Raw genomic sequence first — 18271 nt, 5'->3', positions numbered from 1 at the left:
ATGGCCGAGGCCTACATCGTCGACGCGGTCCGCACCCCGGTGGGCCGCCGCAGGGGCGGGCTCGGCGCCGTCCATCCGGCGGACCTCGGCGCCCACGTCCTGAAGGCGCTCGTCGGGCGCACCGGCATCGACCCCGCCGCCGTCGAGGACGTGGTCTTCGGCTGCCTCGACACCGTCGGGCCGCAGGCCGGCGACATCGCCCGCACCTGCTGGCTCGCCGCCGGGCTCCCCGAGGAGGTCCCCGGCGTCACGATCGACCGCCAGTGCGGCTCCTCCCAGCAGGCCGTCCACTTCGCCGCGCAGGGCGTGCTCTCCGGCACCCAGGACCTGGTCGTCGCCGGCGGCACCCAGAACATGACCATGATCCCGATCGCCTTCGCCTCCCGGCAGGCCGCCGAACCCCTCGGCCTCGACCAGGGCCCGTACGCAGGATCCGAGGGCTGGCGGGCCCGCTACGGCGACGCGCCGGTCAACCAGTTCCACGGCGCCGAACTCATCGCCGCCAAGTGGGGCATCACCCGCCGCGACCAGGAGGAGTTCGCCCTCCGCTCGCACCGGCGGGCCCTGCGCGCCATCGACGAGGGCCGTTTCGCGCGGGAGACCGTCGCCTACGGTGACGTGACCGTCGACGAGGGGCCGCGCCGCGACACCAGCCTGGAGAAGATGGCCGGGCTCACGCCGGTCGTCGAGGGCGGCACCATCACCGCCGCCTGCTCCTCCCAGGTCTCGGACGGAGCGGCGGCGATGCTGGTCGCGAGCGAGCGGGCGGTGCGCGAACACGGGCTCACGCCCCGGGCCCGCGTCCACCACCTGTCGGTGCGCGGCGAGGACCCCATCCGGATGCTGTCCGCGCCGATCCCGGCCACCGCCCACGCCCTGAAGAAGACCGGCATGACCATCGACGACATCGACCTCGTCGAGATCAACGAGGCCTTCGCCCCGGTCGTCCTCGCCTGGCTCAAGGAGACCGGCGCCGACCCGGAACGCGTCAACGTCAACGGCGGCGCCATCGCCCTCGGCCACCCGCTCGGCGCCACCGGTGTGAGGCTGATGACGACCCTGCTGCACGAACTGGAGCGCACGGGCGGGCGCTACGGCCTGCAGACCATGTGCGAGGGCGGCGGGCAGGCGAACGTGACGATCATCGAGCGGCTCTGACCACGACTGCCGCCGCAACCCTCCGCCGTCCGGCCGGAGGCCGGCGCAGGCTCCCGAAGCCCGTGAGGCCCCCTGGGGCCGAGCGGTGCGAGGGGGCCGGTGGAAAGGGGGGGCCATGTGCGAGGGCGGCGGGCAGGCGAACGTGACGATCATCGAGCGGCTGTAGGGCCTCCTCTTGTACGGATACGGGCGCGGCCCCCGCGTGAGGGGCCGCGCTCCCTCGCGTACGGGTCAGGCGACCAGCCGGTCCCGGAGCCCCGCCAGCGTGCGCAGGTCCAGGCCCAGGCCCTCCGTCACGTACCGGAACAGGGTGCCGTAGCCGGACCGCACCTCGGCGAGGGCCGCGTCCAGGTACTCCTGGCGGACCTCCTGGAGCGGAATGATCAGGTCGGGGTTCTGCATGAGGCCGCCCTGCTTCAGCCCCTCCCGCACCCTGGCGTCGTAGGCCGCGCGGAAGGTGTTGGAGGCCAGATAGTCCTCGGTGGCCGTGCGCTCCGGCACCCCGACGAGCGTGAGCAGCAGCCAACTCGCCCAGCCCGTACGGTCCTTGCCCGAGGTGCAGTGGTAGAGCTGCGGGCCGGCGCCCGGGGCGGCGAGCTCGCGCAGGGTCGCCCCGAACCGCTCCCGGTTGGCCGCGCTGGTGACGAAGGTGCGGTACACCTCCGTCATGAAGGCCGCGGCCCGGCCGCCGCCGAGCATCTCCTCCTGCCGGACCGGGTCGCGCGAGCCGATCGCGGTGAGCAGCTGCCCGTACAGACCGTTGTCGGTGACGGAGCGGGAGACGGCGGCGACCCCGGCCGGCAGCCGGTCCGCGCCGTCGTACTGCACCTCCAGCGGGATCCGGAAGTCGACCACGCGAGAGAGCCCCAGGGCGCCGAGCACGGTCACGTCGGCGGCGGTCAGCCTGCCGAGGTGGTCGCCGCGGTAGACCAGGCCGCTGCGGACCCGGGCCCCGTCGTACGTGAGGTATCCGCCCAGGTCACGGACGTTGACCGCGCCCTGGAGGGGGATCTGGCGGATGGTGGCGGCGGTGCTGCGGGGGCGGGGCCGGGCCAGGACGGGTGGGGCCGCGACCGCGAGGAGAGCGGTGGCGCCGGCGGTGCTCAGCAGTGCGCGTCTCGACAGTGCGCGTCTCGGCAGAGACATGGCTGACTCCCTTACGAGGGTGGAAGGGTACGGAGCACGTGCGCGGCCTCGGACATGATCCGGGCGACGAGTTCCGCGCAGCTCGGCAGGTCCTCGATCACCCCCGCGACCTGTCCGGAGGCCATGACGCCGAGGTCGGTGCGGCCCTCGACCATGGAGGCCTTCAGGAGCATCGGGGTGTTCGCGGCGAGCAGGACCTGGCTCCAGGACAGGTCCCTGCCGTGGCGCATCGCGAGCCCGTCCCGGACCATCGCCGCCCAGGACAGTCCGCCGAGCCGCCGGAACCCGGCGGCCCGGCGCACGGCCCGCGCCAAGCCCCGTATCCGGCCCGCCCGTTCGAGCTCCGCGACCATCCCGGTGCGCAGCATCCGGTGCGGCAGCCCGTCGACGGCGGTGGTGACGGTGACGTCCTTGACCGTCGCCGCCAGGTACTTCGCCTTGACGGCGTCGGGGACGGTCGAGTCGGAGGTGAGCAGGAAGCGGGTGCCCATGGCGACGCCCGCCGCGCCGTAGGCGAGCGCGGCGACCAGGCCCCGCCCGTCGTGGAAGCCGCCGGCCGCGATCACCGGGATGTCGACCGCGTCCACCACCTGCGGAAGGAGCACGGTGGTCGCCACCTCGCCGGTGTGCCCGCCGCCCTCGCCGCCCTGCACGACGACCGCGTCCGCGCCCCACGCGGCGACCTTCTCGGCGTGCCGGCGCGCCCCGACGGACGGGACGACGACGACCCCGGCGTCCTTGAGCTCGGCGATCAGCTCGCGGGAGGGCGCGAGGGCGAAGGAGGCGACCCTGACCCCCTCCTCGACGATGATCCGCACCCGCTCGCGGGCGTCGCCCGCGTCGGCCCGCAGGTTGACCCCGAAGGGACGGTCGGTGCGGGACTTCACCTCCCGTACGGCGGCACGGAGTTCGGGCACGGTCATGGTCGCGGAGGCGAGGATGCCGAGTGCGCCCGCGTCGGCCGTGGCGGAGACGAGCCGGGGCCCGGCGACCCAGCCCATGCCGGTCTGCACGATCGGGTGCTCGACGCCGACGAGCTCGGTGAGCGCGGTCTTCATCAGGACCTGACCTCGCGGTCGCGGAGTCCGGACGGGTCGATGACCTCGCGGATCAGGCGCAGCTCGTCGGCGGTGGGCTCCCGCGTGGCCGGCACCTCGCCCTCGACGACGAGCTCGAAGCCGGTCGCCGCCCGGACCTCGTCGACCGTCACACCCGGGTGCACGGAGGCGAGCCGCATCCGGTGGTCGGGGGTCGCGAAGTCGAGCACCGCGAGGTCGGTCACGACGCGGGGGAGGCGGTGGTAGGGGCCGACGGCGTGGTCGTAACCGACTCCGCTGATCATGTCGACGCGCTCGACGAAGACCCGCGGGGAGTGCCGGGGGATCCAGTAACTCACCGGATTGTTGAGGGTGTTCACGGGTGCGCCGCGCACTCCGAGCAGCTGCCGGGCGGGCCGTTCCCAGTCGCCGACGCAGGAGATGTTCTGGTTGCCGTAGCGGTCGATCTGGCTCGCGCCCATCATCACGTGCCGCTTCCCGCCGGTGACCATGGTGAGGTGCCGGCGGTACGGCAGCCAGCCCTCGGGCCGCCCGTCGAGGCCGACCAGCATCGCCTCGCCGTCGGTGAGCAGCAGGTCGGGGGAGAAGGTGCGCTTGGCGAGCCGGGCGCCGAGGGCCGGGACCAGGCCCATGGGGCTGGCGAGCACCTCGCCGTCGTCGCGCCAGGCCTCGGCGCAGGCGATCACGCAGTACTCGGCCCGGGTGATCGTGTCCGTGGGCGTCATCGCGCCTCCTCCTCACGCCAGGCGCGGACGGCGGCCTGGTAGTCGTCCTCGCTCTTGCCGGACAGGAAGCGTGCGGCGAACTCGGGCCAGGGGGTGGTCGCGTAGAGCTTCTGGAAGGGCTCGTCGCGGTCGTGGTCGGGGACGCAGGAGGTGAAGTGGGCGCCGTTGGGGGTCTCGACGACGCCGGTGACGCTGTGCCGGGAGACCAGCAGGGTCTGCGGCACGGTGTCCGGGCCGAAGTCGTCGACCAGCCGTTCGCAGGAGACGTACGCGGTGTCGGCGGCCTCGCAGAACAGGTCGTCGAAGTACGGGTCGGGGCCCAGGTACTGCCCGTTGCCGAGCCGGTCGGCGCGGTTGAGGTGGACCAGGGCCGCGTCCATCCGCAGCGCGGGCACGGCGACGAACTCCTCGCCGTCCTCGTACGGCGAGGTCACCGTGCGCAGCCCGGGGTTGACCCGCATGACGTCGGAGCCGAGACCGGCCCGGACGGGCAGGAACGGCAGCCGGTTGGCGGCGGCGTGCAGGCCCCACATGAACATCGCCTCGTCGAGCTCGGTGAGCGCGAACGCGCCGCGCTCGCGGGCGGCCCGGAAGTGCGGTTCGAGGGGGATGGAGTCGAGGGTCGCGAAGGGCGCGACGAGCCGGCGGATCCGGCCCGCGGCGGCGAGCAGGCCGACGTCGGGGCCGCCGTACGAGATGACGGTGAGATCGGTGATCTCGGACCGGAGCAGCGCTCTGACCAGCGCCATCGGCTTGCGCCGGGAGCCCCAGCCGCCGATCCCGATGGTCATGCCGGAGCGCAGCCGCCCCACGACCTCGTCCACCGTCATGGTCTTGTCGGTCATCGGTCCTCACCGCCCCTTCCGAAGCCGTCGCGGACCCGGTCGGCGACCCCGCTGAGGCCGGCCTCGAAGGTGAAGCCCTGCTCGAAGCGGTAGCTGCGGCGCACGTCGACCGGGTCGATGCCGTTGATGGCGGCCTTCGCGAGCCGGATGAGGATCCCGTCCTTCGCCGCGATCTCGCTCGCCAGCTCCAGTGCCGCGGCACGGAGTTCCGCACGTGGCACCACCTTCCACACCGAGCCGTGGGCGTGCAGCTCGGCGGCGGTGGCGGTGCGCGAGGTGTAGTAGAGGGCCCGCATCAGGTGCGGGGGCACGAGCCGGGCGAGATGTGTGGCGGCGCCCAGCGCACCCCGGTCGAGCTCCGGAAGCCCGAAGGTCGCGTCCTCCGAGGCGACGATCGCGTCGGCGTTGCCGACCAGGCCGACGCCGCCGCCGAGACAGAAGCCGCCGACCGCCGCGACGACCGGCACCTCGCAGTCGTAGACCGCGGCGAAGGCCTCCGCGCAGCCCCGGTTGACGGCGATGAGCGTGCCGTGGCCGGGGTCGCGCTGGAGCTCCTTGATGTCGACGCCCGCGTTGAAGCCCCGGCCCTCGGCGGCGAGCACGACACAACGGGTGTCCGGGTCGCGCCCGGCGGCGCGGACGGCGTCGGCCAGCTCGTACCAGCCGTGCGCCGGAAGGGCGTTGACGGGCGGGAAGTCGACGGTGACGAGTGCGACGCCCTTCTCCGGGCGTGAGGTGGAGACACCCATGAACGGATCAGCTACCTTTCCACCAAACGTTTGTTAGGTGACGCGCTGGAAGGAAGGTAGCAGCGGATGGAGCTGGACGGGAGGGTCGCCGTCGTCACCGGCGGAACCCGCGGGGTCGGCGCGGGCATCGCCCGGGCCTTCCTGCGGGCCGGGGCCGAGGTCGTCGTCTGCGCCCGCAGACCACCGGACGAGCCGGTCGCCGAGGCGGGCCGCACGGCCGTGTTCGAGGCGGTCGACCTGCGCCGGCAGGAGGACGTGACCGCCTTCTTCGAGCGGATCGGCGAGCGGTACGGACGGCTCGACACCCTCGTCAACAACGCCGGCGGGACCCCGTACCGGACGCTCGCCGAGGGCGATTCCGAACGGCACGCGCGCGTCGTCGAGCTGAACCTCACCGCGCCGCTGCTCGCCTCCCTCACCGCGTACGAGCGGCTGCGCGCCGCCCGCGGCTCGATCGTCATGATCGGCAGCGTCAGCGGCACCCGGCCCTCGCCCGGCACCGCCGCGTACGGCGCCGCCAAGGCCGGCCTGGAGAACCTGGCCCGGTCCATGGCCGTCGAATGGGCCCCCGAGGTACGGGTCAACACCCTCGTCCTCGGCATGGTCCGCACCGAACTGTCCCACCTGCACTACGGCGACGCCGACGGCATCGCGGCCGTCGGCCGCACCGTGCCGCTCGGCCGGCTCGCCGAACCGTCCGACGTCGGCGAGGCCGCGGTCTTCCTCGCCTCCGACCGGGCGGCGTACGTGTCGGGTGCGTCGCTGCTCGTGCACGGCGGCGGGGAGCGCCCCGCCTTCCTGGACGCCGCAACAGCCAACAAGGAGGACGGACATGGGTCTGTGTGACGAACGCGTGGTCATCGTGACGGGCGCCGGACGCGGCCTCGGCCGGGCCCACGCCCTCGCCTTCGCCGCCGAGGGCGCCAAGGTCGTCGTCAACGACCTCGGCGTCGGCCTCGACGGCCGCCCCGACGCGGACAGCCCGGCGGCCCGGGTCGTCGAGGAGATCCGCGCGGCGGGCGGCGAGGCCGTCGCGCACGGCGGCGACATCGCCACCGAGGAGGGCGCCGGATCGCTCGTGCGCACCGCGCTCGACACGTACGGACGGCTCGACACCCTCGTCAACAACGCCGGGTTCCTGCGCGACCGGATGCTCGTCAACCTCGGCGAGGACGACTTCGACGCGGTGCTGCGGGTGCACGTGAAGGGCCACTTCCTGCCGACGCGGCACGCGGCGGCGCACTGGCGCGCCGAGTCCAAGGCGGGACGCGCCGTGACCGCCCGGGTCGTCAACACGACCTCCGGCGCGGGCCTCCTCGGCAGCGTCGGCCAGGGCAACTACGCCGCCGCCAAGGCCGGCATCGTCGGCCTCACCCTCGTCGCCGCGGCCGAGATGGGCCGTTACGGCGTCCAGGTCAACGCCGTCGCCCCCGCCGCCCGCACCCGCATGACCGAGCACACCTTCGGCGACCTCCAGGCGCTCCCCGAGGACGTCTCCCCGCTCGTCGTCTGGCTCGGCTCCGCCGCCTCCGCCGGTGTCACCGGCCGGGTCTTCGAGTCCGAGGGCGGCCGCCTCACCGTCATGGAGGGCTGGCGCCCCGGCCCCACCGCCGACAAGGGCGCCCGCTGGACCCCGGCGGAGGCGGGCGAGGCCGCCCTCGAGCTCCTGGCGGCGGCCGAACCACCGCAGCCGGTGTACGGCGCGTAGCGCGGACCGGGCTCGCGCCCCTACCGGCACCTCGGCGTCGTCCATTCGAGCCGCGTCCGGACGCGGGGGTCCGTCACGTACGGGAGGGCCGCGAGGGCCGTCTCGCGGGCCGGGCCCTCCGGGTCGGAGTCGGCGAGGAGCCGGGCCAGGGGGTCGATGGCGCGGGGGTCCTGGCGGAGGGCGAGGCCGCGGGCGGCCTCGGCGGTGGTCTCGGGGTCCGGGTCGGCGAGACGTGCGGCGAGGGCCTCGCGGACGGCGGGGGTGTCGTCGGGGAGTTCGGCGAGGGCGAGGGTGGCCCAGTCCCGGACCCGGGGGTCGGGGTCGCGGCTCAGGGCGGTGATCCGCTCGATCGCCACCGCGTCGCCGGGCGGGACGATGCCGGCGAGCGCGGCCGCCGCCTCTCGCCGTACCTCCGCGTCGGGGTGCGCGGCGAGGGCGAGGAGTTCGGGGACGGCGGCACCGTCGCCGCACCGGCCGAGGGCCACGGCCACGGAGGCCGCGGGCTCCCGGTCCCCGGTGGCCGCCGCCTCCGCCGCGAGCCGGCGCAGCACCGGCACCGCGCCCGCCCCGTACCCCGGCAGAGCCGCGAGGACCCGAGCGCCGAGCGCGAGCAGGGCCCGGACGAGCGAGGGCGAGCCGCGCCGGGCGGCGGCGGTCAGCGGGGCGAGCCCGTCGGGCCCCGCCCGGTCCGGGTCGGCGCCCGCCGCGAGCAGCGCCCGGGCCGCCTCGGTGTGCCCGAGTCGTACCGCCCAGGCAAGCGCGGTGAAGCCGTAGCCCTCCTCCTGGTCCGGCTCCGCGCCCGCCGCGAGCAACGCCCGTACGACCTCGGTGTGTCCGCCGCACGCCGCCCCGCACAGCGGCAGGTCCCCGCCGTCCGCGCCGCTCGCCCGGCCCGGATCGGCCCCGGCGGCGAGCAGCAGCCGGACCGCGCCCGGCCGGTTCTCGACGGCCGCCCGGTACAGCGGGGTCTCCCCGTCGGCGTCCCGGGCCTCCGGGTCGGCGCCCCCGCGCAGCGCCCGGACCATGGCGTCGTCCCCGGACCCGTCCCACAGCGTGTCGAACAACGTGCTCATGCGCCCGACCCTCACCCGGAACACCCGAACGGCGCAAACGGATACACCCCGGGTCGCCCCCGGAGCTACGGCGCGCAGTCGAGGACCGTCCCGCACACCCCGCACCGCGCCTTCACCCGCCGCGTCCCCGGCACCCGCAGCCGCTGCCCGCACACCGGGCACGGGAACACCCCGTCCGAGCCCTGGGCACGGGCCCGCCGCCGCGCGGCCCAGCCCGCACCCGCCAGCGGCGGGCGGCGCCAGTCCCGCGCAGCCTCCGCCCGGCCCCGTACCCACGCCTCGTACGCCACCGCGCTGGTGAACCACGGCGAGGGGTCCTCGCCGAACACCTCCGCCCGCTTGGCGAGCACGTAGCCGAACTCCTCCGGCGTCAGATAGCCCAGCTTCTGGCTGGACAGCCCGTCCTGCCGGAACGCGTCGAGCAGCAGCCAGCCCGCCCCCAGATAGCTGGTGACGACATCCGTGAGGATCTCGTTCTCGGCGACCGTCGGCCGGTCCAGACCGAGCCGGTGCAGCAGTACATGGGTGATCTCGTGGGCGAGCGCCGCCCCGATGTCGCGCTGGTGGGCGGGGCGCGCGAAGCGCTCGTTGAGCTCGACGAAGTACTCCGGGCCCGCGCCCAGCTCCACGCTCGCCGCGTGCTCCATCGCCCGGAAGCTCACCACGATCCGCGCCTCGGGCAGCCCCAGGTGCCGCACCAGGGCCCGGGCCACCCGCTGGGCGCCCAGATGGAGCCCGTCGGCGGGGTCGAGCAGCACGTCGGAGGCCGGGATGCTCAGCTCGTAGCGCCGCACGCCGTCGGGGGAGAGCCGCCGATAGAGCGCCGTGATGGCCGAGCGGACCGTGTCGAGGTGCGGGAACCCGTGCACGACGGGGGAGGATTCGTCGCTGTGCGGCATCCCGGATCACCCCCTGCGTCCAGGGTACGGGCGGCGCGCCGCGCCGCCCCACGCGTTCCCCGGCCTGCCCGCCCGGCTGGCCGAAAAGGCCTTCTTGTGACGCCTGTTGGCCGATGTCCATAATCCGGACCAGGTCTTGACGGGCTCATGCCATCAAGATCAACCCCCCACGAGAGAAGGCAGTCGCATGCAGAAGAAGAACAGACTGGTGCGCGCGTTGCAGAAGCTCGCCGCCACCGGCGCCGTCGTCCTCGCCGCCGTCAGCCTCCAGCCCACGAGCACCGCCTCCGCCGCGCCCGCCCCGGTCGTCGGCGGCACCCGCGCCGCGCAGGGCGAGTTCCCCTGGATGGTCAGGCTCTCCATGGGCTGCGGCGGCTCCCTGATCAGTCCTCAGGTCGTCCTCACCGCCGCGCACTGCGTCTCCGGCTCCGGCGACAACACGAGCATCACCGCCACGGCCGGAGTCGTGGACCTCCAGTCCAGGAACGCCATCAAGGTCCGCTCGACCAAGGTCTACCAGGCCCCCGGCTACAACGGGCAGGGCAAGGACTGGGCCCTCATCAAGCTCGCCTCGCCCATCACGAGCCTGCCGAACCTGAAGATCGCCGACACCACCGCCTACAACAGCGGCACCTTCACCGTGGCCGGCTGGGGCGCCACCCGCGAGGGCGGCGGCCAGCAGCGCTACCTGCGCAAGGCGACCGTCCCCTTCGTCTCCGACGCCGACTGCCAGTCCGCGTACGGCGGCTCCCTCGTCCCCGGTGAGGAGATCTGCGCCGGCTACAACGAGGGCGGCGTCGACACCTGCCAGGGCGACTCCGGCGGCCCGATGTTCCGCAAGGACAACACCAACGCCTGGATCCAGGTCGGCATCGTGAGCTGGGGCGAGGGCTGCGCCCGTCCCGGCCTCCCCGGCGTCTACACCGAGGTGTCCACCTTCGCCTCGGCCATCAAGTCCGCCGCCGCCTCCCTTTAGGAGCTCGGTTCGCCTCCGGGGCGCTTCAGCAGGTGTCGACGGTCGACCGTGCTCGACTGCTCGTTCCTCGCAGCCTCCGCGCGCTCTCTCTTTCGACACCCGCGCGCCCCTTCGGCTCACTCGCTCTCACGCCCTGGGGCGGACCCGGACCGGTCCGGGTCCGCCCCAGGGCACCCCCGCTCACGCCAGCTCCACCGGCCCGCCCGCGCCCCCCGCCAGTTCGAGGACCCACACCTCGTTCGCGCCCTCCCGGAGCACCGGGCCCGGCGCGAACAGGGCATCCTGCGGGCCCGCGTTCCAGTAGCGGCCCAGGCAGAAGCCGTTCACCCACACGAAGCCGCGGGTCCAGCCCGGCAGGCGCAGGAACGCGTCGCCCGGGGCCGGGACGGTCACCTCACCCGCGTACAGACCGGGCCCGGATCCCTCCGGCACCTCCCCGAAGGGCACCTTCGCCACCGCCGCCGTCTCGAAGGCGCCGAGCCGCAGCCCCCGTGCCCGTACCCCGTGCAGATACTGCCGCTCGTGCCGCACCCCGCCCGTGATCCCCTTCGGCTCCGCGAGCCGCGGCCCGTAGTTGACCCGGCCCAGGGACTCCACCCACAGATCGACCACGGCGGGCCCCGCCACCGGCTCCGGCAGCTCTTCCGCCCCCTCCTCCAGGACCCCGGCCGGCACCCCGTCCACGTACACCGTCGCCCGGTCCCGCAGCCCCGTCACCCCCAGCGGATACGGCTGACGCGGCCCCGGCACCGCCACCCGGTAGCGCACCAGGCCCCGGTCCACGCCGAGCTCCTCGAAGGTCGGCGGCACGGGGGACTCCGTCTCCTCGTCGCCCAGCACCTCCAGGACCCCGGCCAGCGGCGCCCACGCGCCCACCGCGCCCGTCGCCGGCGCCCCGATCCGTACCGGCGGCTCCGGAACCTCCGGCAGCGGACCGTCCGCGTACTCCGCGAGCACCTCGCGGAAGCGCCAGAACTTCTCCGTCGGCAGCCCCGCCTCGTCGACCGGCGCGTCGTAGTCGTACGAGGTGACCGTCGGCCGCAGCCCGCCCCCGTGCAGCCGGCCCGCCCGGTTCGCCCCGGCCCAGCCGGCGAAGCTCGTCCCGCCGTGCGCCATGTAGACGTTGACCGAGGCCCCGCACTCCAGGATCTCCCGCAGCGCCGCCGCCGCGTCGGCCGCGTCCCGGCCCACGGAGGCCGTGCCCCAGTGGTCGAACCAGCCGCACCAGAACTCCATGCACATCAGCGGACCGGCCGGCCGGTGCCGCCGCAGCGTCGCGAACGCCTCGCGCGCCCCCGAGCCGAAGTTCGCCGTCGCGAGCACCCCCGGCACCGAACCGCCGGTCAGCATGTGGTCCTCCGGACCGTCCGAGGTGAACAGCGGCACCTCCACCCCGCAGTCCACGAGCAGGTCCGCCACCCACCGCAGATACCCGGCGTCCGAGCCGTAACTGCCGTACTCGTTCTCCACCTGCACCATCAGCACCGGACCGCCACGCCCGATCTGCCGCTCCACCACCTGCGGGAGCAGCCGCCGGAACCAGCGCTCCACCGGCGCCAGGTACTCCGGGTCGGCCGTCCGGATCCGCCGCCCCAGCGGACCCGTCAGCCAGTGCGGCAGCCCGCCGTTCTCCCACTCGGCGCAGATGTACGGGCCGGGGCGCACGATCGCCCACAGGCCGGCCCGCGCCACCGCGTCCAGGAAGCGGCCGAGCGCCGCCACGTCCCCGAACCGGCCGGGCTCCGGCTCGTACAGATTCCACGGCACGTACGTCTCGACACAGTTGAGGCCCATCGCGCGCAGCATCCCGAGCCGGTGCTCCCACTGCTCCTCGTGCACCCGGAAGTAGTGCAGCGCTCCCGAGAGCAGCCGCACCGGCCGCCCGTCGAGCAGAAAGTCCTCGTCACCCACCACGAACCGGCGGACGTCCTTCATGTGCCTCTCGCTCATGCGGCTCACCCTCGCCCTCTGGCGGCGGGCCGGTCCATGGACAAAGATCGTCGCAGTTTGGACGTTCGGACCGAGGCCGGAAGGGCAGCCGCGCCGTGTACCACACCTGGATGCGCTACTTCACGCCCGGCCCCGCCCACCACCGGCTCGGCCTGGTCTGCCTCGGCGTCGGGCTCCAGCACGGCGCCCTGCCCACCGTCGGCCCGCGCACCCTCGACCACCACGTCGCCGTCGTCGTCGGCTCCGGCAGCGGCTGGTACCGCGGCCCCGACGGGCGCCGCACCCCCGTCACCGCGCCCGCCCTGATCTGGCTCACCCCCGGCGTGCCGCACCACTACTCCGCCGACCCCGGCACCGGCTGGGACGAGTCCTTCGTCGACTTCACCGGACCCGCCACCGCCACCTACACCGAACTCGGCTACATCGAACCCGAGCGCCCCGTCGTCCCCCTCGCCGACGCCGCCCCGGCCCGCGCCGTCGTCGGCCGCATCGCCCGCGCCGCCCGCCCCGGCAACCCGCTCCTGGAGGTCGAGACCGCCGCCGCCGTCCACGAACTCCTCGTCGCGCTGCGCCGCGCCCGCGCCGACACCAACGCCGACGGCGCCCCCGTCCTCGCCGCCCTCGCCCGCGACGCCTTCACCCGGCTCTCGGTCGCCGAACACGCCGCCCGGCACGGCATGACCCCCGCCGAGCTGCGCGCCGCCGTCCGCCGCGCCGCCGGATGCAGCCCCAAGGACTACCTGCTCACCGTCCGCCTCGGCCGCGCCAAGGAACTCCTCGCCGCCACCGACCTCCCCGTCGCCGCCGTCGCGCGCCGCGTCGGCTACGACGACCCCGCCTACTTCTCCCGCCTCTTCACCCGCCGCGTCGGCACCGCCCCCGTCCGCTTCCGAGAGCAGCAGGGGCGCACCGTTCCGGGCGGCTGGAGTCACACCGTTCCGGATCCCGAACACCCGCCCATCATCCTCACCGGATCCGGATAAGGTCCCTGGTCATGAGCGAGATCGACGAGCCCGTACGGGCCGAGCTGACCCGGCTGCGCGAGAGCATCGACAACATCGACGCGGCGGTGGTCCACATGCTCGCCGAGCGCTTCAAGTGCACCCAGCAGGTGGGCGTCCTCAAGGCCGAGCACGACCTGCCGCCCGCCGACCCGGCCCGCGAGGCCCGGCAGATCGCCCGGCTGCGCGAACTCGCCGAGAGCGCCAGACTGGACCCGGCGTTCGCGGAGAAGCTGCTGAACTTCATCATCGCGGAGGTCATCCGCCACCACGAGACGATCGCGGACAACTCGACGACGAAGGACGGAGCGGCACGCTGATGGCACGCGTCACCGTGTTCACCCTGGGCGGCACCATCTCCGCGCGGGGCGGTGACGCCGCCCGCATGACCGGCACCGAGGTGCTCGCCGAGCTGGGCGTCACGCCGGAGGGCGTCGACGTCGAGTTGCGCGACTTCCGCCGGGTCCCCAGCTCCTCCCTCTCCTTCGAGGACCTCACCGCCCTCGCCGACGAGATCACCGCGGCCGTCGCCGCCGGCTCCGGCGTGGTCGTCGTCCAGGGCACCGACACCCTGGAGGAGACCGCCTTCCTCCTCGACCTGCTGTGCACCACCGAACAGCCGATCGCCGTCACCGGCGCCATGCGCCGCCCCGACCTGCCCGGCGCCGACGGCCCCGCCAACCTGGCCGCCGCCCTCGCCGTCGCCGCCGACCCCGGCTGCCGCGGACTCGGCGTGCTCGTGGTCCTCGCCGACGAGATCCACGCCGCCCGCTTCGCCCACAAGGCCCACACCACCTCGGTCGCCACCTTCGCCTCGCCCGGCGCCGGCCCCCTCGGGCACGTCGTCGAGGGCGAGCCGCGGATCCTGCTCCGCCCCGCCGTGCCCGCCCGCGCCTGCCCGCTGCGTCTCGACCCGGCCGTACGGGTGGCCCTCCTCACCCTCTCCCTCGGCGACCGCGGCGAACTCCTGGAGGGACTCGCGGACCGGTACGACGGACTCGTCGTCGCCGCCTTCGGCGCCGGACACGTGCCCGGCGTGCTCGTCGAACCCCTCGCCGCGCTGGCCGAGCGCATCCCCGTCGTCCTCGCCTCCCGCACCGGAGCCGGCGCGACCCTCTCCCACACCTATCGCGGCCCCGGCTCCGAGTACGACCTGCTGCACCACGGCCTGATCCCGGCCGGCCCGCTCACCCCGGTCAAGGCCCGGCTGCTCCTGCACACCCTGCTCTCCAGCGGCGCCAAGGGCCCCGCGGGCTACGACCGGCCCAGGATCTCGGCCGCCTTCGCCCACCTCGACGGAGCGGGCCTGGCCTGAGCGGCCGCGAGACTCCCCGTACGAACTCCTGAGCTCTCGGTGAACGCCCCTCCCCGGGGCGGGAGGGCATCGGGCAGCATGGCCCCCATGTCCGTACTGACGCGCGACGAAGCGCAGACCCGTGCCCAGCTCCTCGACGTCCACCACTACGCCGTGGACCTCGACCTCACCACCGGCGACGAGACCTTCGGGTCCACCACCCGCATCAGGTTCACCGCCCGCGCCGCCGGGGACACCTTCGTCGAGCTCAAGCCGGACGCCCTCCACTCCGCCGTCCTCGACGGCACCCCGCTCGACGCCGAGGCGCTCGACGGCAACCGGCTCCCGCTCACCCTCGCCGAGGGCGAGCACACCCTGAGCATCACCGCCACCATGCGCTACTCGCACACCGGCGAGGGCATGCACCGCTTCACCGACCCGACCGACGGTGAGTCGTACGTCTACACCCAGCTGTTCATGGAGGACGTGCAGCGCGTCTTCGCCGCCTTCGACCAGCCCGACCTGAAGGCCGTCTTCGAGGTCTCCGTCACCGCCCCCGAGGGCTGGACCGTGCTGTCCAACGGCATCACCGAGCAGCAGGCGGACGGCCGCTGGACCGCGGCCGCCACCCCGCTGATCTCCACCTACCTGGTCTGCGTCGCCGCCGGGCCCTGGCACTCGGTGCGCACCGAGTACGCCGGCCTGCCGTTCGGCATCCACTGCCGCCGCTCGCTCGCGCCCCACCTGGACGCCGACGCCGACGAGATCCTCGACGTCACCAAGGCCTGCTTCGACCGCTACCACGAGAAGTTCGCCGAGCCGTACCCCTTCGACTCGTACGACCAGGCCTTCGTCCCCGAGTTCAACGCGGGCGCCATGGAGAACCCCGGACTCGTCACCTTCCGCGACGAGTTCGTCTTCCGCTCCGCCGTCACCGACACCGAGCGGATGCACCGCGCCATGGTCATCGCCCACGAGATGGCCCACATGTGGTTCGGCGACCTCGTCACCCTGCGCTGGTGGGACGACATCTGGCTGAACGAGTCCTTCGCCGAGTACATGGGCTTCCAGACCGTCAACGAGGCCTGCTCCGACCTCTTCGCCGACACCTGGATCGACTTCGGCGTCACCCGCAAGGCCTGGGGTTACGAGGCCGACCAGCGGCCCTCCACCCACCCCGTCGCCCCCGCCGCGGACGCCGTCCCCGACACCGCCTCCGCGCTGCTCAACTTCGACGGCATCTCCTACGCCAAGGGCGCCTCCGCGCTGCGCCAGCTCGTCGCGTGGATGGGCGAGGAGGACTTCCTCGCCGGCATCAACATCCACTTCAAGCGGCACCGCTTCGGCAACGCCACCCTCGCCGACTTCGTCGACAACCTCGCCGCCGCCACCGACCGCGACGTGCACGGCTGGGCCGAGCAGTGGCTGCGCACCACCGGCGTCGACACCCTCACCCCGCGCCTGGAGGGCGAGGGCAGCAAGTGGCGGCTCTCCGTGGACCGCGCCGGCAGCCGCCCGCACCGGCTGTCCGTCGGGATCTACGACCGCGACGCGGTGGACGCTCCCGTCCTGCGCGAGCGGCACGAGATCGACGTCCCGCAGGAGGCGCCGCTGGAGCTGAGCGGCCCGCGCCCCGCGCTCGTCGTCCTGAACGAGGGCGACCTCACCTACACGAAGATGCGCTTCGACGACACGTCGCAGTACACCGTCCTGTGGGCGCTCTCCCGCATCCCCGACGCCCTCACCCGCGCCGTCGTCTGGAACGCCCTGCGCGACATGGTCCGCGACGGCGACCTGGAGCCCGGCACCTACCTGGAGGCGGCCCTCGCCCACCTTCCCGAGGAGACCGAACTCGCCGTCGTCCAGGGCGTGCTGGGCTTCGCCCGCATGCAGATCGCCGACCGCTACGTCTCCGAGGCCGACCGCCCGGCCGCCCTCGCCACGCTCACCGAGATCACCCGCGCGCTGCTGCGCCGCACCGAGGACGGCGAGGCGCCCGGACTGCGCCTCACCGCCGTCCGCGCCTGCATCGACAGCGCCACCACCCCGGACAAGATCGCCTCCTGGCTGGAGGAGGGCACCGTCCACGGCGGCCCCGAGCTCGACCCGGAGCTGCGCTGGCGGATCCTCGCCCGGCTCGCCGTCCTCGGCGCGACCGACGAGGCCGCGATCGCCGCCGAGCTGGAGCGCGACCCCAGCGCCACCGGCCAGGAGGGCGCGGCCCGTTGCCGGGCGGCGCTGCCGACGGCGGAGGCGAAGGCGGCCGCGTGGTCGGCCATGTTCGACTCCGACGAGCTGTCGAACTACCTGTTCACGGCCACCGCCGACGGCTTCTGGAAGCCCGAGCAGGCCGAGCTGACGCGGGAGTACGTGGCCCGCTTCTACCCCGCCGCGATCGCCATGGCCGAGCGCCGCGGCGCGGCCCTCGCGGAGGCTGCCGGCCGCCGCGCCTTCCCGGCCTTCGCGATCGACGCGGACTCCCTCGCCCTCGGCGAGCGCCACCTCGCCGACGACACGATGATCCCGGCCCTGCGCCGCCAGCTGGTCGACCAGCTGGACGACCTCCGCCGGGCGCTGCGGGCGCGCGGCTGACGTCCGCGCCGCGCCTGTGGCCGGACGGCCGCCCCCCCACGTGAACTTCACGGCGGCGGACGGCCGTCCGGCGCATTCGGCGCGGGGGCGGGGCGGCGCGAACAGCCGCGATCGGGCTGGGCCCGGTCCTAGACCGGGCCCGCCGACCAGTCCCACCCCGTCAGCGTCGCGTGCATCAGGCGGGCGGCTCCGCTCGGGCGGCCGTCGGCCGGGCGCAGCAGGGTCAGCGCCCGTCGGCAGGCGGAGCCCTCGACGGTGATCCAGGCGACCGGAGCTCGGGTCGCGCTGCGCCGGGCCATGTCCGGGATGAGGCCGATGCCGAGGCCCGCGGCGACCAGGATCGCGGTGGCGCTCGGCTCGTCGCCCTCGCACACGATCCGGGGCGCCGCCAGGCCCTCCGCCGCGAACAGCCGGTCGAGCAGGCGGCGCTGCCAGTGCCCGGTGCGGGTGCTGACGAAGGGCTGCTCGGCGAGCTCGGCGACGCTCACGGACTCCCGGCCCGCGAGCGGATGCCCGAGCGGGGCGACCACCCAGACCGGTTCGTCGAGCAGTCCGACCGCCTCCAGGCCCTCGGCCGGCACCGGCTGCGAGGCCACGCACAGATCGACCTCCTGCGCCCGCAGCGCACGCGCCATCCGCTCGGCCGGCATCTGGTGCAGGGCGACCTCGACCGCCGGGTGGGCGCGCTTGAAGGACGCGAGCGGCCCGGTGAGCGTCAGGAAGGTCTCCGACGCGATCCGTACCGCGCCGACGCCGTGCTCCGCGATGTCGGCGACGGCCCGCCGCCCGGCGTCCAGCTCGCCGAGCGCGCGCTCGACATGCCGCAGGAAGGCCCGGCCCGCGTCGTTCAGACGCAGCCGCCCCGCCCGGTCGAAGAGCGGGGCGCCGAGCTCGCCCTCCAGACGGGCGATGGTGCGGCTCAACGAGGGCTGGGCCACGTGGAGTTCCTCGGCGGCCCGGCTGAGGTGCTCGAGCCGGGCCACGACCTGGAACTGCCGGAGCGCGTGCAGATCCATCATGTCCCCCGGGGTATGACGCCATAGCAATATCGATCTTGGACACCATAACCGGCCCGCGCATAGCGTCGAAGGCGTTCA

17 protein-coding genes are annotated in these 18271 nt (G+C 74.3%); 8 read left to right on the top strand and 9 right to left on the bottom strand.

Annotated features, from left to right (window positions below; translation table 11 throughout):
- The gene (locus AB0M18_RS10555; RefSeq protein ID WP_365756454.1) at positions 1-1158 is read left to right on the top strand and encodes an acetyl-CoA C-acetyltransferase; all 1158 of its coding nucleotides are present in this window, start codon (positions 1-3) and stop codon (positions 1156-1158) included.
- A gap of 231 nt (positions 1159-1389) precedes the next feature.
- On the opposite strand, the gene AB0M18_RS10550 is transcribed toward AB0M18_RS10555, so the two are convergent.
- Genes AB0M18_RS10550 through AB0M18_RS10530 form a run of 5 tightly spaced genes read right to left on the bottom strand, consistent with a single transcriptional unit; the run spans position 1390 to position 5681 of the window.
- Positions 1390-2304, bottom strand: coding sequence for a tyrosine-protein phosphatase (locus AB0M18_RS10550; protein ID WP_365756453.1), 915 nt, complete (start codon positions 2302-2304; stop codon positions 1390-1392).
- Between the two features lie 11 nt (positions 2305-2315).
- Positions 2316-3362, bottom strand: a complete 1047-nt coding sequence (locus AB0M18_RS10545) for a nitronate monooxygenase (protein ID WP_365756452.1) — start codon at positions 3360-3362, stop codon at positions 2316-2318.
- Positions 3362-4087: a CoA-transferase gene (locus AB0M18_RS10540; RefSeq protein ID WP_365756451.1), complete on the bottom strand. Its 726-nt coding sequence runs from the start codon at positions 4085-4087 to the stop codon at positions 3362-3364. The genes AB0M18_RS10545 and AB0M18_RS10540 overlap by 1 nt, the downstream gene beginning before the upstream one ends.
- Positions 4084-4932: a CoA-transferase gene (locus AB0M18_RS10535; RefSeq protein WP_365756450.1), complete on the bottom strand. Its 849-nt coding sequence runs from the start codon at positions 4930-4932 to the stop codon at positions 4084-4086. Before AB0M18_RS10535 ends, AB0M18_RS10540 begins: the two co-directional genes overlap by 4 nt.
- Positions 4929-5681 carry an enoyl-CoA hydratase family protein gene (locus tag AB0M18_RS10530; RefSeq protein WP_365756449.1) on the bottom strand — a complete coding sequence of 251 codons (753 nt, stop codon included), beginning with the start codon at positions 5679-5681 and terminating at the stop codon, positions 4929-4931. Before AB0M18_RS10530 ends, AB0M18_RS10535 begins: the two co-directional genes overlap by 4 nt.
- Positions 5682-5747: 66 nt before the next feature.
- Between AB0M18_RS10530 and AB0M18_RS10525 the strand changes: the two genes are divergently transcribed.
- A complete protein-coding gene (locus AB0M18_RS10525) occupies positions 5748-6527 on the top strand; it encodes an SDR family oxidoreductase (protein WP_365756448.1) in 780 nt (259 codons plus the stop codon).
- Positions 6514-7389 carry an SDR family oxidoreductase gene (locus AB0M18_RS10520; protein WP_365756446.1) on the top strand — a complete coding sequence of 292 codons (876 nt, stop codon included), beginning with the start codon at positions 6514-6516 and terminating at the stop codon, positions 7387-7389. The genes AB0M18_RS10525 and AB0M18_RS10520 overlap by 14 nt, the downstream gene beginning before the upstream one ends.
- Before the next feature lie 20 nt (positions 7390-7409).
- Here AB0M18_RS10520 and AB0M18_RS10515 read toward each other — a convergent pair whose 3' ends face one another.
- Together AB0M18_RS10515 and AB0M18_RS10510 are read right to left on the bottom strand one after the other, a co-directional pair.
- Complete coding sequence (locus AB0M18_RS10515; protein ID WP_365756445.1) at positions 7410-8462, bottom strand: ankyrin repeat domain-containing protein; 1053 nt, start codon at positions 8460-8462, stop codon at positions 7410-7412.
- Between the two features lie 65 nt (positions 8463-8527).
- Complete coding sequence (locus AB0M18_RS10510) at positions 8528-9361, bottom strand: hypothetical protein (protein ID WP_365756444.1); 834 nt, start codon at positions 9359-9361, stop codon at positions 8528-8530.
- Between the two features lie 187 nt (positions 9362-9548).
- On the opposite strand from AB0M18_RS10510, the gene AB0M18_RS10505 reads away from it, so the two are divergent.
- Positions 9549-10337: a serine protease gene (locus AB0M18_RS10505; RefSeq protein ID WP_365756443.1), complete on the top strand. Its 789-nt coding sequence runs from the start codon at positions 9549-9551 to the stop codon at positions 10335-10337.
- A 180-nt stretch (positions 10338-10517) separates the two neighbouring features.
- Here the strand turns inward: AB0M18_RS10505 and AB0M18_RS10500 are convergent, their stop codons facing one another.
- A complete protein-coding gene (locus AB0M18_RS10500) occupies positions 10518-12287 on the bottom strand; it encodes a beta-galactosidase family protein (protein ID WP_365756442.1) in 1770 nt (589 codons plus the stop codon).
- 95 nt (positions 12288-12382) lie between these two features.
- Here AB0M18_RS10500 and AB0M18_RS10495 point away from each other — a divergent pair, with 95 nt between their 5' ends.
- From AB0M18_RS10495 to pepN, 4 genes are all read left to right on the top strand, one after another.
- Positions 12383-13270: an AraC family transcriptional regulator gene (locus AB0M18_RS10495; protein ID WP_365756441.1), complete on the top strand. Its 888-nt coding sequence runs from the start codon at positions 12383-12385 to the stop codon at positions 13268-13270.
- An 11-nt stretch (positions 13271-13281) separates the two neighbouring features.
- Positions 13282-13608: a chorismate mutase gene (locus AB0M18_RS10490; protein ID WP_365756439.1), complete on the top strand. Its 327-nt coding sequence runs from the start codon at positions 13282-13284 to the stop codon at positions 13606-13608.
- A complete protein-coding gene (locus tag AB0M18_RS10485) occupies positions 13608-14603 on the top strand; it encodes an asparaginase (protein ID WP_365756438.1) in 996 nt (331 codons plus the stop codon). The genes AB0M18_RS10490 and AB0M18_RS10485 overlap by 1 nt, the downstream gene beginning before the upstream one ends.
- A gap of 87 nt (positions 14604-14690) precedes the next feature.
- Entirely contained in the window at positions 14691-17174 is a 2484-nt protein-coding gene (pepN, locus tag AB0M18_RS10480; RefSeq protein WP_365756437.1) for an aminopeptidase N, read from the top strand.
- Between the two features lie 128 nt (positions 17175-17302).
- Here pepN and AB0M18_RS10475 read toward each other — a convergent pair whose 3' ends face one another.
- The gene (locus tag AB0M18_RS10475; protein ID WP_365756436.1) at positions 17303-18193 is read right to left on the bottom strand and encodes a LysR substrate-binding domain-containing protein; all 891 of its coding nucleotides are present in this window, start codon (positions 18191-18193) and stop codon (positions 17303-17305) included.
- Positions 18194-18271 lie beyond the last annotated feature (78 nt).

Origin of the sequence: Streptomyces sp. NPDC051909 (assembly GCF_040681095.1) — a bacterium.
GTDB lineage: Bacteria > Actinomycetota > Actinomycetes > Streptomycetales > Streptomycetaceae > Streptomyces.
This window is presented reverse-complemented; position numbering and strand designations above follow the sequence as displayed.